Source organism: Chlamydia serpentis (assembly GCF_900239945.1).
GTDB classification, from domain to species: Bacteria; Chlamydiota; Chlamydiia; order Chlamydiales; family Chlamydiaceae; genus Chlamydia; species Chlamydia serpentis.
Window position 1 is genome coordinate 262,635 of the sequence record NZ_LT993738.1, and the last position, 25,567, is coordinate 288,201.

Sequence of the window (25,567 nt, forward strand, 5' to 3'; positions counted from 1 at the left end):
TCCAATTTTTTTTCCAAACAAAAAACAGTCAAAAAGAACAAGACTCTTAATTTAAAAATATTTCCATAAGGATTCCTTGAGTATAGTGAACTATCTTTTCCTATGGACTACTAGTGCAAAGGCTTTCTTAGATTATTTACAATGAAATCTAGGAAATTTTTATTGTAGCTTGAAAGAGAGAATAGAGTATCTCTCAAGATTTACAAAAAGATAACTTGCCATTTAATAATACCCCCTCCCTTGAACATCTAGTAGCAAGTTTTTTATTATGTGTTACGATCAGCATTCCACACGATGCAGATACTTGGCTTAAAAGGAGGTTATGAATGTGTTCTGAAGTTTCTTCATCCAAATTTCCTGAGGGTTCATCTGCTAGAAGGATTGTAGGTTGATTAATTAATGCTCTAGCAATAGCTACTCGTTGTTTTTCTCCTCCAGATAGGGTGGAACAACGATTCAATATTTTATCTTTAAGACCTACTACATCAATAAGTTCAAGAGCTCTTTTATACATACAAGATCCTTTAGATATATCTTTACAAGCAATCAGCGCAGGCATTAAGATATTTCTTAGTACTGTATCGTCCTCAAGTAGATAAAAATTTTGAAAAATAAAGCCAATATGTTGGTTTCTAAAAATTGGAAGATCTCGATTTTCTAAATCTTTATTAAAAAAACGCAAGGTTCCAGAAGAAGGAACATCTAAAGTTCCTAAAAGATGTAATAATGTTGTCTTACCATTACCTGAAGCACCAGTAATAGACACAGTTTCTCCTGAATAAAGAGACAAAGATACATCAGTCAAAATAGAAATAGTTCTATTTTGTTTGTAGACAGTCTTAGAAAGGTTTTTAGCTTCTATAAGTAATGACACGGTTAATCTGCCTTTAAAATTTCTGAAACATGCATTTTTGCAACTTTTCTTGCAGGCAGAACTCCTGAAATTGCAGCTAAAATGAGAGTACCAAAACCTAGAAAATAGACAGCTTGAGGATGAACAGTATTAGGAAGATTTTGGCCAAAAAAGGCAGCATTAAATGTTTCTCTTCCTTGTAAGTAGTTCAAGGCTTTTACAATAAGCCCTAGATTTTTCAAGCTAATCATAGCGAATATCATTCCTATAATCACTCCAAAAGCTCCCGAGAATGCTCCGCAACAAGCAAAGATTACCTTTAAACTTCGCGATGACACACCCATAGCTTTAAGAATACCTATCTCTTTCTTCTTATTATTCACAAGCAAAACCGACATAGTTACAACATTAGAGCAGGCCACAATAAGAATCAGTATAGAGACAAAAAGAAATAGAACTTGGTCACTTTGGAGTTGATCCAAAATAGGTCGAAAATATTCGTAATCGTAGATAGAAGAGGTATCCCAATAATCTTTAATTTCTAAGGAAGATAAAATTTTTTCTATATGATTTTTTATAAAACTAATTCTTTTAATATTAGGGAAAAAGATGTGAAAGCCGTTATTCATCCCCAAACCCTCAGATTGCGCACGAATAGATCCTGCAAGATCTGGATCTATAAACACAGTCTTTCCTCCTAATGGAGAAAGACCAGGATTATAAAATCCAATCACATGGACTTTATATTGAGTTTCTTTTTGGGCCTCTATTGAATAGGTACTAAAAAATCCTATATCCCCAACTTTATAACCAGATTCTTTATAGCTATTAGGGAGTATAATAGAGGAGCCTCGATATAATTCTTCTAGACGATGGAAATCTGTTTTCCACCCCAAAGAACTCCTATTAAATGGGTTCAGTTCATTAGAGGTATAATCTGTCTCATCATAGGGAAGAACTTTATCTTCATAAGAGGGTTTAGAAGGGTAGGTTAGAAAATGAATTAGGGTCCTAGACTGAGGCTTTTTTAGTTTTACAGAAGTGTCAATGTGTAAGTAGCCCATACCTTCTTCAAATTCCATAATTTGTGCATTCTGAGATTTAAGATAGGGTGATAAAGATTCCACCACCATTTTTACAGGGTCTTTTTGTTGACCAGTTACATCACAGTCTTTTTTTGGAAATGTTTCCGGAAGAAGATAATCTAATTCAGGGTCATAAGGATCTATCTGAAGAGAGGCTATTTTCTCTCCTAAAGTTTTTGTAGTATAGTTAGAGAGCTCAGAATGCCTATCTATTTGGTAATAATAAGAAGAGTAATACGCCTCTGAGGGCACCATAGTTACTGGGGAATGAAGCTGAGAAAGATCATTAAGCCATCTTTGTTCCAAACCATAAATTACTGAAATGAAAACTACAGAAAGCCAAACAACAAGAGAAATAATCCCTATAGAAAAAATAGAGACTATAGCTGCAGATAGCCTCCCTTTTCTTGGAATCAAATATTTTAAAGCTATTGAAAATTCTAACTTCATGACTTCTATTTAACAATGATATTCCAGAAGCAACTAGTTAGGTACAAAAGAATTCTTTACTTAGCTTCTTTGAAGATTACATGCTTACGCAGCTTTCTATCATATTTTTTGAGTTCTAGTCGACCTGTTGTTTTTCTTTTGTTTTTTACAGTCCAATACATATCAGAACTTTCCGAGCTTTTTAACTTAATAATCTCACGATTCTTACTTGCCATGGATGAGTCCTTTTAAAAAAATAGTAAATTGCCTACTATGCTATATTTCTTTTCAAAAAGAATCAAGGAATCTCGTTACCATTATTTAGAGAACTTGGCAATGGCAATAAAAAGTACACGATCTTTTAATTCTTTTGTTTCTAAAAATAAAATTCATTTTATTAGTTTAGGATGTTCCAGAAACCTTGTAGATAGTGAGGTTATGCTGGGTATTCTTCTCAAGGCAGGTTACGAATCCACTAATAAACTAGAAGATGCTGACTATTTAATTTTAAACACCTGCGCATTTTTAAAAAGTGCTAGAGATGAGGCTAAAGATTATCTTAACCATCTGATCAATGTGAAAAAAAAAAGTGCTAAGATCATCTTAACTGGATGTATGACTTCTAAGCATAGGAATGAGCTTGAACCTTGGATGCCACACATTCATTATTTACTAGGTTCTGGAGATATAGAGCATATTCTCTCCGCTATTGAATCTCGCGAATCTGGAGAAAAAATCTCTGTAAAAAGCTATCTTGAAATGGGAGAGGTTCCAAGACAACTTTCTACGCCAAAACACTACGCTTATTTAAAGATTGCTGAAGGTTGCAGAAAGAAGTGTGCTTTCTGTATTATTCCTTCTATTAAAGGAAGGCTCCGCAGCAAACCGCTTAACCAAGTTCTTAAAGAATTTCAAATTCTTTTAAAAAGTGGTGTTAAAGAAATTCTGCTTATAGCTCAAGATCTCGGAGATTATGGCAAAGATCTCTCGACAGATCATAGTTCTCAACTAGAGTTCCTATTACGTGAATTATTGAAGCAACCTGGAGATTACTGGTTGCGAATGTTGTATTTATATCCTGATGAAGTTAGTGACGGAATTATAGATCTTATGGAGGGTGATCCTAGACTTCTCCCTTACATAGATATTCCTCTGCAGCATGTTAACAATCGGATTTTAAAGCAAATGCGGAGGACGACATCTAAAGAGCAGATTATAGGACTTCTAGAAAAGCTACGTGCTAGGATTCCTCAAGTTTATATTCGTTCTTCTATTATTGCAGGATTTCCTGGAGAGACCAAAGAAGAATTTCAAGAGTTAGCCGATTTTATCAGTGAAGGATGGATTGATAACCTTGGAATTTTCTTGTACTCTCAAGAAAAGGGTACTCCTGCAGCGCAATTGTCTAATCAGATACCAGAAAAAGTCAAGGCTTTAAGATTAAAAACACTTTCTCAAATTCAAAAAGATAACGTAGATAAACATAACTCTAAGTTTATTGGGAAAAAAGTAGAAGCCATTATTGATAATTATCATCCTGAGACCAACCTTTTACTTATCGCAAGATTCTATGGACAAGCTCCAGAAGTAGACCCGTGTATTATTGTTAATGAGGCAAAGCTTGTTTCTCATTTTGGAGAAAGATGCCTTATAGAAATCACAGGGACAGCTGGCTATGACCTTGTAGGACGTGTTATAAAAAAAGCTTCAAACCAAGCTTTGCTAGAAACTCGCAAAGCTTGGAATCCCTTAATTAACCAAAGGTAGGGCAACAACATTCCAAGAAAAACTTTGGACTCTAAAACTACTATTACTTCGATTTTCTAAAGTAAAATACCCATTTTCTGTAGCATAATACGTAGAACAAAGCCACTGCATTGGACGAGTACGATAATAACTTGTTCCTGAACAAGTAGAAAGCGCGAGCTCTATTTTTTGTGATCCTTCGTATGCGACTAAAATAACCTCTCCTCCAGTACCATTATCAAGCCAACTACCGTGTTTTGACATAAAAACAGATATACGAAAGAGTTTGGGAGCCCAAGTATTTGCTCGAAACTCCAACTTCGATGGATCTGACGTGTTGATAGAAACAGTCGAATTAATCATGGTGCTCTGCATTGATTTCTGATCATACTTATTCCAATAAACATTAGTTCTACGAGGAAATAGTCCAGAACCTTCATGCCCTCCTGATAAAGCACCTCGTGCAATCATCATGACCCTCGTGAGTTTGTAATATCCATAAGGAACATATTGTTGGGATTGCTTATTATTAATATTGTCATAGTCTTGGCGCATATTTCCCCATGTATCTTTATAAGAGAGGGGCGTGTTTGATAAATTCACTCGACCATTGAAGACCATGGTAGTAGAGGTTTTTGGAGTAATACTGATATTTTGTCCAACCGAAAGATCGTTCTGACATACCAGCCCTCCACCTGTAGTAGTGAAATTTCCTAAAACTTGAGTATTTTCTGTAGCAATCTTCTTACCAACAGTAAGTGCTGTTTTCTTTTGTTCTTCAGTTAAATTAATAAATTGAATATTAAAACGAACAAAAGTAGGAATTGATATTTTTATCTTCGGTGTTGAGGGTGTAGGGTTTGTCATACTAGTCTACCTCTGCAAAATTAAAATCAAATGGAAACCAAATCACGCATGTCGATACAGACATTAGGTTGATCCAAAGGATAGTCTCGACATTGACCCAAGGGTAGTTATAAGGAGGACTAGGAACAACTTCCGTTACAGGAAAAATACTAGTTAGAGCAACACTAACACGATCAGTCTGATAACCTCCTCTGGTATCTGAAGTACAAAGTTGTACTTTACTATTTCTCGAAATAAAATTAAGAAATAGGCCTGGATTATTATCGCCTTCATGATATCCAGACCAACGTGTCAGCTGAAATGTAACTTGGTAAATGCCTTCTTTTTTTAATTTAACGATAGGATCGATTTCGATGTAGTTGCTAGCATTAGGGGTCCTATTAAAATAAACAGTTTTATTGGAGATAGATCTAGCATTAGTTTCAACACTAGCTCCACTGTCAACATAATACCCATCTGGGTAATAGGTATATAGATTGGCAGCTTGACATCCAGTTTTCCTATAGTAATTAAATGTTATAGCATCTCTTGCAGACTGAGGGTCACTAATATTATTACAAACAGGCGTTCTTGATGAACTCGTTTGAGAGAAAATATTAATACCGTTCGACAGTGTTGTAGCATTAAATTCAGATTTTTCTGCTGATATGTTCCCTCCTACGACAAATTCACATGGAGAAATTGTTGTATCGGATACTTTAAGATCTCGAGTAACTAAAGCATTTTCTATTGTAGCATTCCCCTCCACGCTAAGAGTTGCTTGATCCATAAATAAATTCTGATCTTTCACTCCAGAATTTTCATTTGAATTTATAGGAGGGATACTAGACTTAACTATTATGTTTTTTTGTTTTAATTTTTTCATCGTTATTATTTTTCTCCTGCATAATAAAGAAGGGAGAAGGAATAATTCCCTATTTCAGCCCCATAAGAATCATTCTCTATGTAGAAAATGCTGCCTCTATAGCCACTAGGATTATTAGGATTCGGAGCTATATCGCTCGAACTTCTATATACTGCGGTTCCTAGAGTGGCCACAGTTGAGTACCCTCCTCCACTATATACTGTGCTTTCACATAGAACCTCTCTTAAAGCATTATATATAAATACTGACCCCCCCCAGCCATTGTTCCATCCCCAACGTTTACCAATAGTAAATGAAAGTATATATGTTCCTACTGCAAGAAACTGTATAGCATTATTGCCTCCGACAGTTACTTGTTGTGTACTTTGCTTCCATCCTATAAAACGAAAAACTTTACCCACATTACGCGACTGATATAGAGTATATTCCGATCCAGTCAGTGATAAATGTTCTTCTCCAGGGTTAAATGTTAACCTTCCTGTTAAAGGCTTAGAACAGAAAAAATATTCAGGAGAGCGTATATAATTTGCAGGCACTGGATCACAATCCGATCTTGGCAAAGCAGAGTTGCTAAGACGATTATTTTTAAAATCTATAGATATTTGGGAAGTAAAATCTTGCGCATTTAAGTTGTAAGCAGCAGCTGAAGTTAATCCAGTTGCTGAAACCTGATCTTTAAGTACCGCATTCCCTTCAACAGAAAATGTAGTAGTTGATGAGATTCCCTGAGCCTGGGTATCGAAGGTCTCGACATTTGCTGCCAACAAATCGCCATCTACAATTGAGTCTAATTTAAAATAACACTCATTATCATTAATATTGTTCTTCATAATAACTTTTTAATAAAAATTTTATTTTAATTAACTAGAAAACAAATTAAACATATTAGGTCAATTATTAAATTAATTAATAAAATTAAATATAAAAGTAATTGGTCTTAGAAAGACTTAATAAAAAAAACGTTTGATAGAGATTGAAAAGATAATAGATAGAAAAAACATGAATAAATTAAAAGATAAGGTTTCCTAATTGAACCCTTAATAATAGGCTGAAAATAGCCTATAAAACGATTTTATAAATTAGGACCTTTTTTAAAAAAGTGGGGGTGGCTGGATTTGAACCAACGTATCCACAAGGAGTCGGATTTACAGTCCGATGCAATTGACCGCTATGCGACACCCCCAAATAATGCTGGAGAAAGGACTTGAACCCTCAACCGTTCGATTACAAATCGAATGCTCTGCCAATTGAGCTACTCCAGCAGAAAGCAAAGCGGAATTATCTCAAAAAGAAAGTTTTATTCTCAATGAGAAAGTGCATTATCTAAAATTAATCTTCCTTAACTGGAGGCTTTTGGGAAGGTTCTGATATACGAAAGTCTTCTTGCGTAGGGATAAAGTCTTCGGAAATAAAGTGAGGATCTTGATTTAAAGGCGTTTGGTCCCCTAGAGGTAGAGCTAAACTCTCTGCTGTATGCAAAAGCTCAAAATTATGCTGTTGAAGTTTCTCCGCTACTAATTGTTCTTCTTGGAATTGAGCTTTCTTAAGAGCTTTTTTACTAGTAACCTCTTTGTTTCTAGTGATCTTATGAAGTTTACTTACTGAAGCTTGCTGCTCTGAAGCCATTGATTGAGATAAACGCTGAAACAACTTCGCACAATTCGCTCCTGCGTCCCCCTCAGCAGATGACGAAAGAACTTCAGCAGAAAACTTGAATTTTCCTTCAGTTGTATAACGCGCTGTTTGTTCTTCTTTTTTTAAGCAACATTGTTTGTATTTTTTGTTAGAACCACAAGGGCATAAATCATTTCTATTAATCTTTTTTGACATGCGATCCTCTTGAACACAAAATCTTTTGAAAAAGTCTAAATAAGCTCAAAATAAAATCCAAAGTTAAATAAAAGAAGCTATTTTATTTTTATCAATAGAAAGGTTCCTCTCTAGTCTGAGATCACTCTTTCATATATAAGAGAAGAAACTTTATTCTTTTTGGGGAATCAATCCCTTTACACTATGTATTTTTAGAACTACAAGTTTCTGGATTTTTAAAGACGATTTCTTAAAAATGCTACCATTTTAAAAATATATCCACACATTGTTTGCATGTCTACCTTACTTTTAAACCCTCCATGGATGAAAGCGGGAAAACGTATAGAGAGCTTAGTCCGGAAAGCACTTTATACTTATAAAATGTTAGAAAACCATCGTAAAATTGTGATAGCTCTAAGTGGAGGGAAAGATAGTCTTACCCTTCTTTTAATGCTCAAAGTAATTTCTGGACGAGGATTCCCACCTTTGGATCTCTATGCGGTCAATATCGGAGGCAAATATTCATGTGGAGCCGAGGTTAGCAAATCTTACTTAAGCCAAATCTGTGATAGGCTTCATGTTCCCTTTACAACAATTGCCTCTCCTTATGAATCTGAAACCCCTGAGTGTTATCCTTGCTCGCAAGCAAGAAGACGACTGCTTTTCCAAGCGGCTAAAGAGATAGGGGCTACAGCTATTGCTTTTGGCCATCACCGAGATGATGTGGTCCAAACTGCTTTGCTTAATCTTCTACATAAAGCAGAGTTTGCTGGAATGCTTCCTGTTTTAGATATGATTCATTTTGGAGTCACTATTTTACGTCCTCTAATTTTCACCCCTGAGCTTTGGATCCGGAAGTTTGCTAAAGAAAATGGTTTCTCACGAGTAACTTGCCGTTGTCCCGTCATTTCATTAAGAAGTAAAGCCGAACAAGGTTTAAAGTTTCTAGAAGAAGTGTTTCCCTTAGCTCGTCATAATATTGCTTTAGCCATTTATGAACAGGGATCATCTAAGTCGCAAAAAAATTAACAATCATTTTATTATTAGATTTTGTAATTAATTAATTCTTAATGTAAATCTTAAAATAAAAATTTATTAGGTTTTTATGAACAAAAGATTAAAAATAATTCTAACTAATGATGATGGAATTGCAGCTAAGGGAATGAGTTCTCTAGTCTCCGCTCTATTAGAGGCTAATATAGGGGATATTTACATAACTGCTCCTCAAATAGAGCAGTCAGGGAAAAGTATGGCTATTTCTCTTGACCAAGTGATCTGTGCGACTCCTTACACTTATCCCCAACCTGTTGAAGAAGCCTGGGCTATAGGCGGTTCTCCTGCAGATTGCGTGAGATTAGGTCTCAGAGCACTTTTTGAAACGCTCTCTCCTGATATAGTGATTTCAGGAATTAACTCTGGCAACAACATATGCAAGAATGCTTGGTATTCAGGAACCGTAGGTGCTGCAAAACAAGCTTTAATAGACGGTATTCCTTCGATTGCATTATCTCAGGACAAACACATTTCTTTCTTTCAAGAAGATAGGGCCCCTGAAATTTTAAAAACATTAATCATGTATCTTTTGTCTCAGCCCTTCCCTTCTTTAACTGGATTGAATGTCAATTTTCCTGTAAGTCCAGGAGGTTGCTGTTGGAAAGGAATGCGACTGATTCCCCCTGGAGATGAATTTTTCTATGAAGAACCCCAATACCTTGGCTCTGTGCACAAGGATAAGTATTATGTTGGAAAAGTTGCTGGAGTAAAGGTTACTGATCAACCTTCGGCAGAATTCTTGTGCATGTTAGAAAATCATATCAGTGTTGCTCCAATATTCTTACAAAGTTCCCCCTTTGAAGTAATGACTATTAAAGAGTTTCAAAAATGCCAAGAAGATTTTAATACCTTCCTTTCCAAGCCTGAGATTAGAACTAAAATATTCTAAATGCTTTCCTATACAGAGGTCTTACTTAACCTAAATTTTCTCACATAAATTGAATGGAAAATGATTGTGATTAAAGTATTTCTTCTGCTAAATTTGTCTCCTGTCTTATTGGATGCGTAGCTCAGCGGTTAGAGCACCTGTCTTACACACAGGGGGTCATAGGTTCAAATCCTGTCGTGTCCATTTGCGGGAGTAGTTCAATTGGTTAGAGCACCGCCCTGTCAAGGCGGAAGTTGCGGGTTCAAGCCCCGTCTCTCGCGAAATATACTTTCAGAGGTTTTAGGATGTCTCACGGTCCACGTCCATCAAAATTTAGTTTTCCTCTGTATTTTTCTAAAACATTAAGTTGGTTTATCTTAGGAGGCTTTCTTGCTGCCTGTGGAGTTCAAATGGTTTTGGTGCCTAATGAACTTATTGATGGTGGCATTGTTGGACTTTCTATTATAGCTTCTCATTTTTTAGGTCATAAGACCCTTCCTTTCTGTTTGGCTCTATTCAATCTTCCTTTTGTATTCCTAGCATTTAAACAAATTGGGAAATACTTTGTGATTCAGATGTTAACAGCCGTTATCATCTTCTCATGTTCACTCTGGCTTATTGATCAATTACCCTTTTGGTTAGGGGTCAGTCCCTTGGTTTTTAAAGGATCTGAGATGGAAACAGTTGTTTTAGGAGGAGCAATTATTGGTGTAGGTTGCGGCCTGATTATTCGCCATGGAGGATCCACAGATGGGACAGAGATCTTAGGAATCATCATAAATAAAAAGAAAGGCTATACTGTTGGCCAGGTAATTTTATTTGTAAACTTCTTTATTTTTGCTTTATCTGGAATTGTCTATAAGAATTGGCATACAGCTTTTGTATCTTTTTTAACTTATGGAATTGCTACAAAAGTTATGGATATGGTTATTCTAGGTCTTGAAGACACAAAGTCTGTTACTATCATTACCTCTTCTCCAAGAAAGCTAGGTCATATTCTTATGGAAACATTAGGTATTGGCCTAACCTATATCCATGCTGAAGGGGGATACTCCGGAGAGCCGAGAAATCTTCTCTATGTTGTTGTTGAACGTCTTCAGCTTTCACAGTTAAAAGAAATCGTCCATAGAGAAGATCCTACAGCATTTATAGCTATTGAAAACCTGCATGAAGTAATCAATGGTAGGCGCACTTAACTACTTGCCTGTAATGAATCTGGATTTGTCCATTCCTGAGTCAGAGTACTTGCAATATTTAAATAAGAAAGAATTTTTCCTACTAAAGCGTTTTCAAGATCTTCAATAGATTTAGGCCTAAAGTACCACATAGGCATAGGTGGGAAAATTATTGCTCCACTCTTGCTTAACCTTAATAGATTTTCTAAATGGATCGTATGTAAAGGAGTCTCTCTAGGGACAAGAATCAAGGGTCGCTTTTCTTTAAGAGCAACATCAGCAACACGTCGTATCAAATTATCGGCTAAACCTATAGAAATAGCAGCAATTGTAGCCATACTACAAGGAACGATGATCGTAGCTTCGACAGGAGAAGAACCTGAAGCTAATGAGCTCTCTATAGCTTGAATATTATGAGTGTGAATGTATTCTAAATTTTGTTCAGAAAATAGTGCTTTGAAGGACTGGGATCCTAATTCATAATATAACGTCTTTCTTCCCGAAGGAGAAATGATCACTTCAACTTCGTTTTTTCGATTAGCAAGTTCTTCAATAAGTCTTATGGCAAGTATTGCTCCAGAAGCTCCAGAAATCCCCACAACATAACGTTTCATAAATTCGAAATCCAAAACACAATCATACTTACAAGAAAAGATAAAGCAATACCCATATTTGCCCAAAAGAATTCGCCATCCTCTTCTTGATTTGTTTTATCTAAGTTAGAATACATTCTAAGCACTTTGATAATCATAATTAGAGGAATAAGAGCGGAAATATAGAATGTTTTTCCTAAAGAACCAATAAAACCGGAGGAAATATAAAACAAATAACTAACGGATAAACTTAATTGTGCAATCTTAATTGCTTTCTTTTTTCCATAGCATGCAGGGATGCTAAAGACTCCTTCTTTCCTATCAAATTCGATATCTTGCAATGCATATATGATATCATTTGCAGTGATTACTAGGCCTACACTTCCACCCCATAAAATAGCGAGTAAGCGCAAAGAGGTAGAAAGACCCGTGATAGCCAAAACAAAAAAATTAGTGAAAATGGCTAGAGCGTATACCAATCCTAATCCCCAATGACACAAAAAAGTGAATCTTTTCATATAAGGGTAAACGATCATTAGAATAAGCGAAGCTAGTCCCAAGCTAAAAATACCAAGCATTATACAAAGGACAAGAAAAATAAACCCACAAACTAAGAAGAAGGTCCAAGCAAAATTTAAAGAGACAAGATTAGCCGGAAGGACTCTTTTTAAGGTTCTACTATTCTTTTTATCAATTAACCAATCAATACACTGATTCACTACAATTCCCGTAGTTCTTGCAAAAATAAATGCAACTGCTCCTAGAACTAAAATCCTTAAACCTACTTTAACTGATAAATGTTGCGAAATCTCAGGTAGAGAAAAAGCAAATATTGTAGATGCGGATAAAAACAATATAGCGAATATCGAATATTTAAAATTAACTAAACTTAAAAAAATATTTAATTTCACAACTATTCTCTTCTATATAATTAATATATTTGATTATAAGAAAATCATACTCTTCTCTACTCATTTGGGACTTATCCCCCATTCCTTTTAGAACCTCCTATATTCGTAGGGGGTTCGTCTTTTTATGCGTCTAATTTATATATTTAAAGCCATAATGTTGCGATAAGTTTTTGCTTAATTTTCAAAGTCTTTTTTGATAGTCATTATTTCACATCCACTATAATATCTTCCACTCACGCTATTATTTGAAGTATTATACTAATTTTTACGAAACTTTAGAGAAAAGTTTATAAAATAAAATCTCTTTGAATTATTATTCAACTCCCTTTTCGACAATTTGCAATAATCAAAAGTATCTTTTTTATCAATTTGAAATAAATAAATTTTTTATAATCATAAATCTTAAAAAGGAACCCTAAAGTAATATTTAAAAAGAAAATTCTTTAACATTTTTAGACTTTTATCTTTCCAAAAAGAAGCAAAATTAAAAAATTTTAATATGCCTTACTTAAAATCTAAAAATCTCTTTTCTTAAAAAAGAGGACCTTTATTTTAATTGATTTTTCTAATAAAATGACCTGGTCTCAAAATAAATTGAGTATAAATAATGTCCTTAAGCTCAACCAACACACTACTTAAAGAATCAGAAGCAATTGATCCTAATACCTATAAATCTAAGTATATTAACGAAAATCGCAAGGTTTTCGGTTATGTGGTCACCCAACTGGTTATAGCAACTCTGGTCATCCTTATCGGGGTTGCTTTATTATGTAGTATGGGTTCCTTTGGCCTTAGCGTTCCCTTATCTGCAGTAATAGGAAGCTTTATAACAACTTTAGGAACTGTTATCTTTGCAATAGGTTTAATTATCCTAGCGAAAAAATCACTAGGGACTCCAAAGACAGATAAGGACCTTACCATTCCGCAAAACGATACTGGAAATAAATCCACTCCTTTAAAGAGCGCCAGTCCAATCACTAATACAGGCTTCCCTATCTCAAAATTCAGAATTATTTCTTCAATTATAGGTATTATTCTAGGCGTTTGTCTTCTTATATGTGCTCTTATCTCTGTGTTCTTCTGTACAGGGTATTTACAACTAGGCCTGTGTGCAGGATTTGTTGGTCTGGGAACTATTTTCTTTACTACAGGATTAGAAAAAATACGCAGCCCAAATTTAATAACTGAACAATACTCGGAATCAATGCATTTTTCATCAAAATCAGGTGATTCCTCCGGTATTGCTAGTCTAGGTGGGGAAGAAGTGTATGGAATGTCTCTAATAAGAGGGGAAGATGGAAAGGCAATATCAATCCGTTTAATACCTTATAAAAAATAGGTTTAAATCTTTTTTTAGTTATTAATATAATTGTTAACGCCTCAATACTTCTATAGAAATTATTCTATAATTTATTAACTTAAGAAGGCATAAAAATATTTAATATATTTTTACTTAAAAATTTTGAATTGAGAACGATGACATTTATTTTAATTAATCTTTGTAATAAAATGGCTTGTTCTCAAAGTAAAATGAGTGTAAATGATGTCGTTAAACTCAACTAATAAACTACTTAATCAACCCGAACTAATCACTAATTTTACTGCGTTGGACCCTAGGTATATTAATCAAGATCGAAAGGTCTTCGCCTGCGTTGTCACCCAACTGATTATAGCAACGCTAGCAATTCTAGTCGGGGTTATTTTATTATGCACTATGGGTACTCTTGGCCTAAGTGTTCCTTTATCTATAGTTATAGGGACCCTCGGAGTAACTTTAGGAACAGTCATCCTCGTAATAGACTTGGTTATCTTAGTAAAAAAATCGCTAAGATGGATACAATCTCAACAAAATTTGGAACAAGCCTTAAAACAAAACCACCAAGGCTTTACTATTCCCAAAAATGATAAAGGAAACACATCAGCTTCTTGTTTACCAGTTCCTTTGGATATTGAAAATCCAACTATTGAAGCCAGTACTCCAGTCTCTCGATTCCGTATTGCATGTTCCACGACAAGTACTATTTTAGGGATCTCTCTTCTTATCGGAGCTATCGTTTCAGTATTTTTCTTGTCAGGATACCTACAACTAGGTCTATGTGCAGGACTCGCCTGTCTTGGAGCAACCTGCCTAGTTGCTGGTTTAGCAGGATTGCGTACACATAGTTTAATAACCCAGGGAATTATGTATCTTTACCTAAACTATTATCTATCAGGAATCCTGGAAGAAAAAAACACTATAGTAAAGGACCAACAAAAGACTATTGCCTCTTATCTAGATGGGATAACCAAAAAAAAAGCGAAAGAATTAACTTTACTCCGATGGAAAGAATGGGGTAAATCTTTTATACCTAGTTGGAAGACTACTGGCACTGAGAGCCCCACTCCCCCATCAACTTGGAAATGGATAACCTCCTTTATGCCATACTTCAAAACCACCTCAAAGATTCCCGCTAAAGAGACTCGATCCTCATCTCCTACATCTTCTGAAGAAGAATTTGTACTAGCCCCCTCATCCCCTCCTAGACCACGTCATAGATCAAATTCTGTACCCACAATGACTTTTAAAGAATATATTCAAACCCCTCCTAAACCTCTAACGCCTCCTAAAAAAATTAGTAGTCAACCTGATCTATCTAAGATACACATGTCAGAAGGTCTAATTATAAAACATCATCAACCCATTTCTATGTTTCAACAAGAAGATGATGGTTCATTAGAACTTGTAACTTAATAATACAACAAGTTAACCCTCCTAAACCTTAATTATTATGCTTAGATAGAAGGCAACAATGCTTTAAAACATTTCTATCACTAATAAGAGGAAATCTCTGCTTTTCTAGCCCCTAGAAAAACGAGAAACCTGTGTTCTTAGTAAAAAAAATAGTCCTTAGCAACTCAAAGTTCTATACTTGTTTTCTGCTTAGCAGTCTGTTCCGAAATGACCCGATTTAAAAATTGCTCAGCACAAGCAAAAAGTATCGATTTTGCTTTCTCTTTAGAGAAAAGATTAGAGATCAAATTACGTAAAACAGGATGTGCTTTTGCAGAACTACACTCACTGAAAAATTTGTAATCCTCGTTTGAATAAAAGAAGTCTGAACCAATAACAATGTTTGATAAAATTCCAAGATTCTCTGCATGAAGTAAATGCTCCTCTATTTGACTCAAAGAATTTCCTGTCAAATACTTAATTACGTTCAAACCAATAACCCCGTTTCTTTGAACTATCTCTTTAGCATGTACATCAAGCAGGTTTCTAGGATTATCGAGAACTGCTCGAAAATTTGAATGACTCGCAATTACACATAGATGAGGCAATTTATCAGCAGTATAATCCAAAATGTCCTCAGCCAACTCATCACTACAGTGGCTAAGATCAATAGGAATACCCAGTTGGTACATCATGTCTAAAAGGATCTCCCCATCTCGAGAAAGCTTCTTAGGAGCCTCTGTCCCTCCACCAAAACGGTTATCTCTTTTCCAGACCATTCCCAGATAGGCAAGGGGCCCCTGTTTAGCTAAATCTCTAAGCTTTACTAATAAATCCATAAGAGGTTGAGAATCTCTTCCTAAGGCAGAAGCATTTTCTATACTACGAATAAGACTTAAGGATTTCTCTTCAGATTGCTCACGTGCTTCCTGCTCATTGTAGGATAACAACCCAATATTAGGATACTGATTAGGAATAGAAAAAAATAAAGTATTTTGTTTATCACAATTAGGATCACCTTCGCTATTCGCAACAAAGATTGCGCAAACCTGTTTACGTACTCCTCCTAATAGCAGTTGTTCTGGAGAACAACGAACAAAGGGGTCACGAAGAGAAAAATGGGGGTGCGAAAGTAAATCACAATGCATATCAATAGTCATAATCTACCTAAATATAATAGGGGGAAAGAAAAGGAAAAAGTTCTGGGTAAGCTGAATTTTTTACATCATAAATAAAAATTACGGAAGAATTTTGATTTTTCAAGACTTCTCGTAACGTAGAATAAAAGGTCTTAGGTTTAGGGTGTTTACAAATCACACCATTGAATGGAGAAAGTTTTCTTAAAAAAGATTTAAGATGCTCCTCATTTTTGACAGTGTATATCTTTATGTGTTTCGAAAAGCTATGGTAAAATTTAGAGAGCATCGTAGCCTTAGTCTCAGTGATATTTTCTATAAGACTTCTGGAGATTAAGCCTTCACGATAAATAGACAAAGGATCTGAGGCAACAACAGTCGACTCTAAACCATGAAAACAGGGGCCATCAAAAATACAGAGATCATAATCAGAAAAATCTGTGAAAACTTCTTGCGCTGTACAAGCTGATGGAAAACTAGATAGATTTGCAGATGTTCCAATTAAAATTCCACAGCGATTTACAGCTTCCTGAACCACTGGATGATCCACAATTCGAAAAGCAAGCATTCCTTTAGGGAACTTAGGATTACAGTGCTTAACTACTAGCGTAATCGCTCCTGGGAAAAAATGTTGGGCTAGTTTCCTAGCTGTAGGAGACAATGGGGATCCTGAGATATTTTCAATATCTTCTACATGATTTACGTAAAGGGCAAAAGATTTGTTAGGCTCTCTATATTTTAGAGCATATAGCCTTTCTTCAGCTTGGGGACTATCTAAAGCAACAACAAATCCATAAACAGTATCTGTAGGAAGAGCAACGATTTTTCCTGCATCTATATGTAGTATAATCTCTTCTAAAGAACGAGTAATGCGTGCTTTTCTATTAGACATAGCAACTCCAAAAACAACTTATAGGATTGATACATTTTTTAGCCTTCATACAACATATGCTCTAGGAAGATATTCTTCTTCCCTATAAAGGAAAATCTCATTAACACATTCAATGAAAAGTGTTTGAAATCTACTAGTTTAGTTGTTTTCTATTTTTTCTTCCTTAAAAGAACTATTTTTCATTAATTTACAGAAATTAAATATTTAAAATCAGAGACCATACCCTATGTTTTAAAGCCCTAACTAAACCAATAGACTAGCAAAATAAACTGTTGATCGTTAATTCTATTCAAGATAACGTCTTAACTTTTTAATAAGGAAAAAACCTATGGTAGATTATTCTTTTTTCCATCGCAAAATCGGCAATCTTGAAGCTATAGAATGCCCTGGAAATCCTGAAGATCCTATTATTATTTTATGTCATGGTTACGGAGCCGTGGCTGATAATCTAACTTTTTTTCCTTCAGTATGTTCATTTCCTAGGCTACGCCCGACATGGATTTTCCCCAATGGAATTCTTTCTTTAGACAATAACTTCAGAGGAGCTCGTGCATGGTTTCCCCTTAACGTTCTCCTATTAGAAGAGGTCTCTAAACTCTATGTCAATGGAGTGAAGGACTGCAAAGAAAAATACGATGAATTATTTGATGTAGATCTAGACTCTCCTAAAAAAGCTTTGGAGGATCTCATTACTAGCCTAAACCGACCTTACAATGAAATTATTATTGGTGGATTCAGTCAAGGAGCAATTATAAGTACTCACCTTGTTTTGACATCAAAGAATCCCTATGCTGGCGCTTTAATCTTTGCTGGATCCAAGCTCTTCAATAAAGGCTGGGAGCAAGGAATCAAGCAATGCTCTCAAGTGCCATTTTTACAAAGCCATGGTTATCAAGATGAAATTCTTCCTTATAAGCTAGCGACTGATCTTTATGATCTCTTATCAACAAAACTAAAAGGAGAATTGGTCTCTTTCAATGGAGGCCATGAAATCCCCTTAGTAGTATTCCAAAAAATGCAAACCATAATCCCTAAGTGGATAAATCGTGAGAGTGATTAATCGATAAGAATTTGTCTTTTTTATTCTTTAAGGACAATAGTTGAATAGCTACCCATTCTAATACAGATGACGCTGATGAAGAGTTATCTAAAGATCTACACGCGGATTCTATAATTAAAAGCACTTTATCCAAAGGGAATAATGGTAGTTGTAAGATCTCTTTAACATATTCTGGATAGTTTAATGCTGAAGCTCTTAAGCCTAAATCTAAAAAACAACGATCGCGGCTCAATTCTAGCAGAGTTTCGAGCAGTACCTTTACTTTATCCCTTAGTATCTGCTTGTCCGATTCTCGAGATTCTTTGAGAATTTGAGAAACTTCTGTAACAGCAATTTGACATTGAGCATAACGAAATAAGTAAGTAAATGTCTCTTTAGAAGACAATACTTTCTCCCCCCTCTCAATAAAAATAGATAAACTCCGAGAAATAATAGTCTTTGGCAACTGCTGGATCTTTGTTGTTGTCAATATAATCACAGCATGTTTTGGAGGCTCCTCGAAAACTTTTAGAAAAGCTGAAATTGCTGCTAAAGTCATTCGATCTATTTCATGGACAACGTAGACCTTATACTTTGCCTCAAAAGGACATATATAAATCTGCTTTTTAATTTCTCTAGGGAGGTCTATAGAATGGAATCTCCCTTTGCCTGTAGGAAAGAATTGATAGATGTCAGGATGAACCTTTTGAGAAACCTTATACTGAGAATCTGGGGATGTTCGCACCAAAATTTCTGAAGCGAGTTCGAATGCTTTATCTTCTAGTTTAGGAAGCATAGACCCATGCAGCAATACAGCTGAGGGAATTTCTTGGTTATAAATTTTCCTAAGTAAAGCTTCCCAACCTTGATTTTCTTCCTTTATCTGCATAGCTCAGGCTGTATGTACAACATCACTTTATCTATTAAACTATTCAGAGATTCACGTGTATCGAGAACTAAGTATCGATTAGGATCAGCATTAGCTCGTGATAAAAATCCCTCCCGAATGCTATTGTGATAGGTTAAAGGTTTTTTCTCAAATTGATCTGGAGTCTTTTGCTGATATTTTCTCTCTAAGCCAACTTCTACAGGGACATCTAAAAGCAAAATAAGATTAGGAAGGAAAGGCTCCGGTCCTACAACCTTATCACAAAGTTCTGAAACAAAATTAGCTCCTAAACCTTCTGCTATTCCCTGATATACAATAGTAGAATCGTGAAATCTTTCACAAATAACGATATAACCCTTATCGAGAGCTGGTAAAATAACTTCCTGAATATGCTGCGCCCGGGATGCGAGAAACAGAAAGAGCTCACAATAATGAGATAGTCCTAATTCAGGAGGATCAAGAACTAGACCTCGAATCCTTTCTCCTATAAGACAGCCCCCAGGTTCTCTTGTTAATAAAACCCTACGATCCTGAGCTACTAGCTGATCATGCAGAATTTTTGCTAAGGAACTTTTGCCAGATCCCTCGCCTCCTTCAAGCACTATAAACACAATACTACCTTAGCTTAGACTTGTTGTACTGGGATGCTTTCTTCTTCGGATCCCGATGCTACTTCATCATCACTTTCATTAGAAGAAAGTTTTTCCATAGAAACAAGAGCGTCACCTTCCTTCAAATGGACCAAACGCACCCCTTGAGTTGATCTTCCCATCACCCTGACATCTTGCATGTTAATGCGAATTGCCTGTCCTTGACTTGACATCAATAAAATACTATCATGATCTGTTACAGGTATAGCTCCTAAGACATTACCGTTCCTCTCATTGATAAGAATAGAGCGAACACCGACTCCCCCACGGTTGGTTTCACGAAAATCTTCTACTAAAGATCTCTTACCAAAACCTTGATCACAAACAACTAAAACAGACTGGTTCTCGGTGACAATTTGACAACTTACAACTCTGTCTTCTTCACTTTTTAAAGAAACACCACGAACACCGCGTGCAGTTCTTCCCATAGGACGAACTTTTTCATGGGGGAAGCGAACAGCCATTCCTGAGTGGGTAAATAACATGACCTTTTCTTCATCACTAACAATATGACAGGCTGCTATTAATTCATCGCCATCATCAATCTCCAAAGCACGTATGCCTTTTTTCCTAGGATTACTAAATGCTTCTAAGGCAACTTTCTTAACGATACCCCGCTTAGTAGCTAAGAATAAGAAACCGGCATTATCAAAATTTTTAATATTCAGTATAGCAGCAAGTTCCTCTCCTGCACGGATTCCTTCCAAAAAGTTAATAATAGGTTTACCTTTAGCACGCCTTTCTCCTTCAGGGAGTTGCCATACTTTCAGCCAATAGCACTGGCCAAAATTCGTAAAGATTAACAAATAGTCTTTAGTAAAAGCAGAGTAGACTGCTTTTAGTAGCCCTGCTCCCTTCTTCATATCGAATCCTGTAACTCCATGACCACCACGTCGCTGCTCTTTGAAGACTTTCTCTGGCATTCTTTTGACATAATCATCCCCTGATATGGTGATGATAACAGACTCATTCGTAATAATATCTTCGACATCACGAATATCATCCGCATCAAACTCTATAGTCGTGCGTCGGGGTGTTTTATGATGTTTTAAAAGATCTTGTAGCTCGTGTCTAATGATATCTTTTACTAAACCCTCATCTGCTAACACTTGCTTGTAATAAGTAATTTTACTCAATAGTTCTTCGTATTCTTTCTGAATCTTTTCTGCTTCTAAACCTGTTAGTTGATACAAACGCAATTCTAAAATTGCAAGAGCTTGAGGTTCAGTAAAACCAAAAAACTCGATTATCTGCTCTTTAGCATGTTCTTTATTACTACTTTCTCGAATAGTTTTTACTAATCCATCCAAGCAAGATAAAGCCTTAAGATAACCTTCTAAAACATGAGCTCTTGTTTCTGCTTTATTAAGCTCATAACGAGTTCTACGACGAATCACCTCTGTTCGATGGCGTATCCATGCAGAAATCATCCTATGGATACTCATAGTCCTTGGTAAATTTTTATCCAAGGCGAGCATATTCGCTCCAAAAGTTACCTGTACATCAGTAAACTTATAAAGCCTATTAATAATAATCTCTGAAGATTCTCCTTTTTTTATTTCAAGGACAACACGGATTCCATCTTTGTCAGACTCATCACGAACATCTGAGATACCTGCTAAAGTCTTCTCATTAACAAGATTAGCAATCTGCTCAATTAGACGTGATTTATTCACATTGTAAGGCATTTCTGTAATAATGATACTCTCACGATGTTTATCTTCGTTCTCTTCGATATGTAAACGAGCACGAACTTTGACCTTTCCTCGTCCTGTAAGATAGGTCGAGCGAATCCCCTCAGAGCCGCAAATAATCCCACCGGTAGGAAAATCGGGTCCTGGCATGATTTCTAAAATCTCATCTACAGAAGCTAGAGGATTTGCAAGAAGAAGTAGAGTCGCCTCTATAAGCTCTCCTAAATTATGGGGGGGGATATTTGTCGCCATCCCTACCGCAATACCAGAAGAACCATTACAAAGCAGATTAGGGAACTTAGAAGGAAAAACTACAGGCTCATACTTTGTTTCATCATAGTTAGGAACAATGTCCACAGTATCTTTATCTAAGTCTTCCATAAGATACATAGCACTATGAGTAAGACGAGCTTCAGTATAACGCATAGCTGCAGGTGGGTCCCCGTCTATTGACCCAAAGTTTCCTTGTCCATCCACCAGAGGATAGCGCATTGCCCAACTCTGAGCCATACGCACAAGAGTCGGATAAATGACGCTTTCACCATGTGGATGGTAGTCTCCAGAAGTATCCCCACAAATTTTTGCACATTTACGATGCTTAGCTGCTGGGGAAAGACTTAATTGCTTCATAGCATAAAGAATTCGTCTTTGTGAAGGTTTGAGTCCATCCCGGATATCTGGAAGTGCTCGAGATATAATCACAGACATTGAATAACGAAGGTAACTTTCCTTCATTTCTTCTTCCAGATTTTTAGGGACAATGATTTCGTCTTTATTCAACATAGGGATTATGGACTCCTAAATATCTAAATTATTCATCCTAATGGACAGGGCATGGCTTTCAATGAACTCTCTTCTTGGAGGCACTTCTTCACCCATTAACATAGTGAAAATATGATCAGCTTCTACAGCATCCTTCAATGAAACACGGATTAGCGTCCTCTGCTCTGGGTTCATAGTAGTATCCCATAATTGATCTGCATTCATCTCACCAAGACCCTTATACCTCTGAATTTCTATACCTTTTCTTCCAAGATTTTTAAGATGGTTAATGACTTCTTCGAGAGTATAACAACTATAATTACGGCTTGGAGAATCTTGGCAAACAATTACAATTTCATTTTTCTGAGAGATAAGATAATTACAAATATCTAAACCATAATCTTTGAGTTGCTCTTGAATATCTATAAATGCAGCGACCTTATAAAGTTCTATAATTTTAGCATAAGTCCCTTCTTCTTGACTTAATATTTCTTCTTTCTGTTCATCAGAATATAGGTAATACCCGCCTTGCTTGCCACTACCTGGAGTAAAATAATACAAAGGGTAACCTAAATCTTCTTTATACATCTCTAAAAATTCAGAGAAAGGAATTGCTTTTTTCTCAAGGGCAGTTATAAAGCTCTCCACATCTAAAATCGTATTTATAAAGCTTTCTAAAGCTTCTCCTCGTAGTTCTCGTCCTGTAGACTTAAAGAAGATAGAACTTTCATTTGTACCTAATGTTAACAAATAATTGTCCATCTCTTTCTCTGATAGAATATAGCGGAACTCTTTTTTCTTACTCACTTTATACAAAGGAGGCTGCGCAATATAGACACATTCATTCTCAATAAGGGACGTCATATGACGATAAAAGAAGGTAAGAAGCAAGGTACGAATATGAGATCCGTCAACGTCAGCATCTGTCATGATAATGATACGCCTATAGCGCAATTTACTCAGATTAAAGTTGTCAGAACCTATACCGCATCCTAAAGCTGCGATAATAGTTCCTATCTCTTGATTTTGAAAAACTTTTTGTAAACGAGCTTTTTCTACATTAAGAATTTTACCTCGGATAGGCAAAATCGCTTGAAATCTCCGATCACGGCCTTGTTTTGCAGATCCACCAGCAGAATCTCCTTCTACAATGTACATCTCACATTTTTCAGGATCTTTTTCTAAACAATCGATCAATTTACCTGGCAATCTTGCACTATCCAAAGCGCTTTTTCTTAAGGTGAGCTCACGTGCTTTTTTTGCAGCTTCTCGAGCCTGTGCCGCCACAAAAACTTTATCAACAATCGTCCTAGCAATTTGAGGGTTCTCTTCGAAAAAGATAGTTAAAGCTTCTCCTACAACTTGCTGAGCAACAGAGCCAACATCACTATTTCCTAATTTCTGTTTAGTTTGCCCTTCAAATTGAGGATTGGGCACTTTTACAGAAATAACTGCAGTGAGTCCCTCTCGAATATCCTCTCCTGTTAAAGCAAGCTTATTATTCTTAGCAAGGTTATGAGTTTTAATATAAGAATTGATTACCCGAGTAAGAGCTGTTGAAAATCCTGTAAGATGAGTTCCTCCCTGGCGCGTAGGAATATTGTTAGCATAGGAATAGATAAGTTCAGAATACCCTGAATTCCATTGTAAGGCTCCTTCAAACTCAATATCTCCGTCATCTCCTGAACGGGTTCCAGAAATATAAATAGGATCACAAAAAAGGCTTTCTTTATTTTGATTAAGATAGCTGACAAAAGATTGAATACCTCCTTCATAGAAAAAGATAGTCTTATCAAAGCCAACATCACGGTCATCTTCAAATACTATTGTGATCCCACGATTTAAGAAAGCCAACTCTCGTAAACGCTTTATTAAAATAGATCGATCAAAAGTACATGTCGAAAATATCTTAGGATCAGGATAAAAAGTAATTTCGGTTCCCTGTTTATCAGTAGCTCCCAAACACTCCAATAAAGTTGAAGGACTTCCTCGAGAAAATTCCATTTGGTAATACTTTTTATCTTTAAATACCTTAGCAATCAATTTTTCAGAAAGAGCATTAACACAGGAGACTCCGACCCCGTGTAATCCTCCAGACACTTTGTAGCTATCTTTATCAAACTTTCCTCCAGCATGAAGCACGGTCAAGACAACCTCCAAAGCAGAAACTTCTCTTCCCTGTTTAAAAGACTCTCTTTCATGAATTTCTATAGGAATGCCTCTACCATCGTCTGTAACGACAATGCCTCCATCCTCTAAAATACGGACATCTATCCTCGAACAATAACCTGCCATGGCTTCATCAATACTATTGTCTACAACCTCATAGACTAGGTGATGCAGACCTGTGGCTCCTGTATCTCCAATATACATACCAGGGCGTTCACGAACAGCTTGTAGCCCTTCCAAAACAGTAATGGCAGAAGCATCATAATTTTTTTCTTTCGGGTCCATAAACTATCCTAACAAAAACTGTATTTCCCTGATCTGCACATGAGAGGCTACTTGATGCAAACTCGCAATCAAATCATGCTGAGGCGTCTGCTTTAACAGAGCATATAACGAAGAATTATAAACTTTTACTAATAAAACGTGATCTCTAAACCCTATAGCTTGAGACATCTTTTTATATTTATCTCCAAAAACTTGATGCCAAGCCTCAATTACATCATGAGGCCTAGCTGCTACGATTTTTTGAATTTCCTTTAAATAACCATGGAGATAGTGTTTAGCATGTTTTATAGGGGAAGCTATTCTTGCATTTTGAACTTGAGAAAATTCACGTCTTTTTTTCCGCTTTAAGAACATACCCTACCTAGAGAATAACGCAGCACTTAAAGAAACAGATTATTAACTTCCGAAACTTTTATCCTTCTTCTGTTTTTTCTCATCACTAATTTTTAAATAAAATTGTGATAGCATGCTGTATCAAAAGAAACTTGTTATATCGACAGAAACGAAAAAAGTCAATTTCTTGTCTTCCAAAAAACAAAGAAACCTTGAGAATATTTTAAAAACGAAAAATACAGACAATTTACAAAGTATGAGTTTAATCTCTTAACGACGACAAGTAGACCTCACAGCATCGACCAATTCCCATCCAAGATACAGTATACCACCACCAACCACACTAACGATACAAAAAAGTCCATAGCCAAGTAATACAATAAGACACAGAACTCCCGCAAGAATCGCGCCTACTGCTAATCCTAGAATTTCTACAGCACATAAAACTATTCCCAGACCTAAAATCTCCATAATTCCACGAACTCGATGTTCCCAAAGGCGTAAAGAAGATATGGAAGAGGGTTTTTCTGTTTTCTCATTACTTGACAAAACTTTCTCGTCATAAGTGGCTAAAATTCGCGAAACACCTACGGATATATTATATACAGGAATACATGCTTTTAAGTTAGTTATAAATTGAGGTAATGAAGTAATAGCAAAGGGTTGAGAGCTAACGTCAATATACATTGTTAACAGCACCTTTTCTTAAAGAAAATGACCTTAAAACACAAGATTAAATAATACTTATCTGTAT

Annotated in this window: 24 protein-coding genes and 4 tRNA genes; 9 read left to right on the plus strand and 19 right to left on the minus strand. The window is 35.9% G+C overall.

Annotated elements, in window-relative coordinates; genetic code table 11:
- Positions 1-193: 193 nt before the first annotated feature.
- Genes C834KP_RS01090 through rpmG form a run of 3 tightly spaced genes read right to left on the minus strand, consistent with a single transcriptional unit; the run spans position 194 to position 2,603 of the window.
- Complete coding sequence (locus tag C834KP_RS01090) at positions 194-874, minus strand: ABC transporter ATP-binding protein (RefSeq protein ID WP_108896371.1); 681 nt, start codon at positions 872-874, stop codon at positions 194-196.
- Positions 875-876: 2 nt separating this feature from the next.
- Positions 877-2,388, minus strand: coding sequence for an ABC transporter permease (locus C834KP_RS01095; protein ID WP_108896372.1), 1,512 nt, complete (start codon positions 2,386-2,388; stop codon positions 877-879).
- A gap of 56 nt (positions 2,389-2,444) precedes the next feature.
- Positions 2,445-2,603 carry a 50S ribosomal protein L33 gene (gene rpmG, locus C834KP_RS01100; protein ID WP_100934780.1) on the minus strand — a complete coding sequence of 53 codons (159 nt, stop codon included), beginning with the start codon at positions 2,601-2,603 and terminating at the stop codon, positions 2,445-2,447.
- Between the two features lie 100 nt (positions 2,604-2,703).
- Here rpmG and rimO point away from each other — a divergent pair, with 100 nt between their 5' ends.
- Positions 2,704-4,134, plus strand: coding sequence for a 30S ribosomal protein S12 methylthiotransferase RimO (gene rimO / locus C834KP_RS01105; protein WP_108896373.1), 1,431 nt, complete (start codon positions 2,704-2,706; stop codon positions 4,132-4,134).
- On the opposite strand, the gene C834KP_RS05315 is transcribed toward rimO, so the two are convergent.
- The 6 genes from C834KP_RS05315 to C834KP_RS01140 form a co-directional block, all read right to left on the minus strand.
- Positions 4,117-4,980 (minus strand): hypothetical protein, encoded by an 864-nt coding sequence (locus C834KP_RS05315; protein ID WP_174165539.1) that lies wholly within the window; start codon positions 4,978-4,980, stop codon positions 4,117-4,119. The two genes, rimO and C834KP_RS05315, sit on opposite strands and share 18 nt — an antisense overlap.
- 1 nt (position 4,981) lies before the next feature.
- Positions 4,982-5,845 (minus strand): hypothetical protein, encoded by an 864-nt coding sequence (locus tag C834KP_RS01120; protein ID WP_174165540.1) that lies wholly within the window; start codon positions 5,843-5,845, stop codon positions 4,982-4,984.
- A 5-nt stretch (positions 5,846-5,850) separates the two neighbouring features.
- Positions 5,851-6,675 carry a hypothetical protein gene (locus C834KP_RS01125; protein WP_108896375.1) on the minus strand — a complete coding sequence of 275 codons (825 nt, stop codon included), beginning with the start codon at positions 6,673-6,675 and terminating at the stop codon, positions 5,851-5,853.
- A gap of 270 nt (positions 6,676-6,945) precedes the next feature.
- Positions 6,946-7,028 (minus strand) — tRNA-Tyr (locus tag C834KP_RS01130).
- A 6-nt stretch (positions 7,029-7,034) separates the two neighbouring features.
- Positions 7,035-7,107 (minus strand) — tRNA-Thr (locus C834KP_RS01135).
- A gap of 67 nt (positions 7,108-7,174) precedes the next feature.
- The gene (locus tag C834KP_RS01140; protein ID WP_108896376.1) at positions 7,175-7,675 is read right to left on the minus strand and encodes an SEC-C metal-binding domain-containing protein; all 501 of its coding nucleotides are present in this window, start codon (positions 7,673-7,675) and stop codon (positions 7,175-7,177) included.
- Between the two features lie 273 nt (positions 7,676-7,948).
- Here C834KP_RS01140 and C834KP_RS01145 point away from each other — a divergent pair, with 273 nt between their 5' ends.
- The 5 genes from C834KP_RS01145 to C834KP_RS01165 all read left to right on the plus strand — a co-directional run bounded on the left by C834KP_RS01145 (position 7,949) and on the right by C834KP_RS01165 (position 10,771).
- Complete coding sequence (locus tag C834KP_RS01145) at positions 7,949-8,683, plus strand: tRNA 2-thiocytidine biosynthesis TtcA family protein (RefSeq protein WP_108896377.1); 735 nt, start codon at positions 7,949-7,951, stop codon at positions 8,681-8,683.
- Positions 8,684-8,759: 76 nt separating this feature from the next.
- Positions 8,760-9,596 (plus strand): 5'/3'-nucleotidase SurE, encoded by an 837-nt coding sequence (gene surE, locus C834KP_RS01150; RefSeq protein WP_108896378.1) that lies wholly within the window; start codon positions 8,760-8,762, stop codon positions 9,594-9,596.
- 110 nt (positions 9,597-9,706) lie between these two features.
- A tRNA-Val gene (locus tag C834KP_RS01155) sits at positions 9,707-9,779 on the plus strand.
- A gap of 3 nt (positions 9,780-9,782) precedes the next feature.
- Positions 9,783-9,856: transfer RNA gene (locus C834KP_RS01160), tRNA-Asp, on the plus strand.
- A 24-nt stretch (positions 9,857-9,880) separates the two neighbouring features.
- A complete protein-coding gene (locus C834KP_RS01165; RefSeq protein ID WP_108896379.1) occupies positions 9,881-10,771 on the plus strand; it encodes a YitT family protein in 891 nt (296 codons plus the stop codon).
- On the opposite strand, the gene C834KP_RS01170 is transcribed toward C834KP_RS01165, so the two are convergent.
- Entirely contained in the window at positions 10,768-11,364 is a 597-nt protein-coding gene (locus tag C834KP_RS01170) for a flavin prenyltransferase UbiX (protein ID WP_108896380.1), read from the minus strand. The two genes, C834KP_RS01165 and C834KP_RS01170, sit on opposite strands and share 4 nt — an antisense overlap.
- Positions 11,361-12,254: a UbiA-like polyprenyltransferase gene (locus tag C834KP_RS01175; protein ID WP_108896381.1), complete on the minus strand. Its 894-nt coding sequence runs from the start codon at positions 12,252-12,254 to the stop codon at positions 11,361-11,363. The genes C834KP_RS01170 and C834KP_RS01175 overlap by 4 nt, the downstream gene beginning before the upstream one ends.
- Positions 12,255-12,861: 607 nt before the next feature.
- Here C834KP_RS01175 and C834KP_RS01180 point away from each other — a divergent pair.
- Together C834KP_RS01180 and C834KP_RS01185 are read left to right on the plus strand one after the other, a co-directional pair.
- A complete protein-coding gene (locus tag C834KP_RS01180; protein ID WP_108896382.1) occupies positions 12,862-13,593 on the plus strand; it encodes a hypothetical protein in 732 nt (243 codons plus the stop codon).
- Between the two features lie 204 nt (positions 13,594-13,797).
- Entirely contained in the window at positions 13,798-14,985 is a 1,188-nt protein-coding gene (locus C834KP_RS01185; RefSeq protein ID WP_197709723.1) for a hypothetical protein, read from the plus strand.
- A gap of 164 nt (positions 14,986-15,149) precedes the next feature.
- On the opposite strand, the gene C834KP_RS01190 is transcribed toward C834KP_RS01185, so the two are convergent.
- Both C834KP_RS01190 and C834KP_RS01195 read right to left on the minus strand, forming a co-directional pair.
- A complete protein-coding gene (locus C834KP_RS01190; protein ID WP_108896383.1) occupies positions 15,150-16,124 on the minus strand; it encodes a membrane dipeptidase in 975 nt (324 codons plus the stop codon).
- A gap of 7 nt (positions 16,125-16,131) precedes the next feature.
- Positions 16,132-16,992 carry an L-threonylcarbamoyladenylate synthase gene (locus C834KP_RS01195; RefSeq protein ID WP_108896384.1) on the minus strand — a complete coding sequence of 287 codons (861 nt, stop codon included), beginning with the start codon at positions 16,990-16,992 and terminating at the stop codon, positions 16,132-16,134.
- A gap of 328 nt (positions 16,993-17,320) precedes the next feature.
- On the opposite strand from C834KP_RS01195, the gene C834KP_RS01200 reads away from it, so the two are divergent.
- On the plus strand, positions 17,321-18,052 hold the full coding sequence (locus C834KP_RS01200) for an alpha/beta hydrolase family protein (RefSeq protein ID WP_108896385.1): 732 nt from the start codon (positions 17,321-17,323) through the stop codon (positions 18,050-18,052).
- On the opposite strand, the gene C834KP_RS01205 is transcribed toward C834KP_RS01200, so the two are convergent.
- The 6 genes from C834KP_RS01205 to C834KP_RS01230 form a co-directional block, all read right to left on the minus strand.
- The gene (locus C834KP_RS01205) at positions 18,024-18,920 is read right to left on the minus strand and encodes a DNA polymerase III subunit delta' (protein WP_108896386.1); all 897 of its coding nucleotides are present in this window, start codon (positions 18,918-18,920) and stop codon (positions 18,024-18,026) included. The genes C834KP_RS01200 and C834KP_RS01205 overlap by 29 nt on opposite strands.
- Positions 18,911-19,531: a dTMP kinase gene (tmk, locus tag C834KP_RS01210; RefSeq protein WP_108896387.1), complete on the minus strand. Its 621-nt coding sequence runs from the start codon at positions 19,529-19,531 to the stop codon at positions 18,911-18,913. Before tmk ends, C834KP_RS01205 begins: the two co-directional genes overlap by 10 nt.
- 14 nt (positions 19,532-19,545) lie before the next feature.
- Complete coding sequence (gene gyrA / locus C834KP_RS01215; protein WP_108896388.1) at positions 19,546-22,047, minus strand: DNA topoisomerase (ATP-hydrolyzing) subunit A; 2,502 nt, start codon at positions 22,045-22,047, stop codon at positions 19,546-19,548.
- A gap of 15 nt (positions 22,048-22,062) precedes the next feature.
- Positions 22,063-24,480, minus strand: a complete 2,418-nt coding sequence (gyrB, locus tag C834KP_RS01220) for a DNA topoisomerase (ATP-hydrolyzing) subunit B (RefSeq protein WP_108896389.1) — start codon at positions 24,478-24,480, stop codon at positions 22,063-22,065.
- Positions 24,481-24,483: 3 nt separating this feature from the next.
- Positions 24,484-24,834: a DciA family protein gene (locus C834KP_RS01225; protein WP_108896390.1), complete on the minus strand. Its 351-nt coding sequence runs from the start codon at positions 24,832-24,834 to the stop codon at positions 24,484-24,486.
- Between the two features lie 249 nt (positions 24,835-25,083).
- Entirely contained in the window at positions 25,084-25,512 is a 429-nt protein-coding gene (locus C834KP_RS01230) for a hypothetical protein (protein WP_157951044.1), read from the minus strand.
- Between the last annotated feature and the right edge of the window lie 55 nt (positions 25,513-25,567).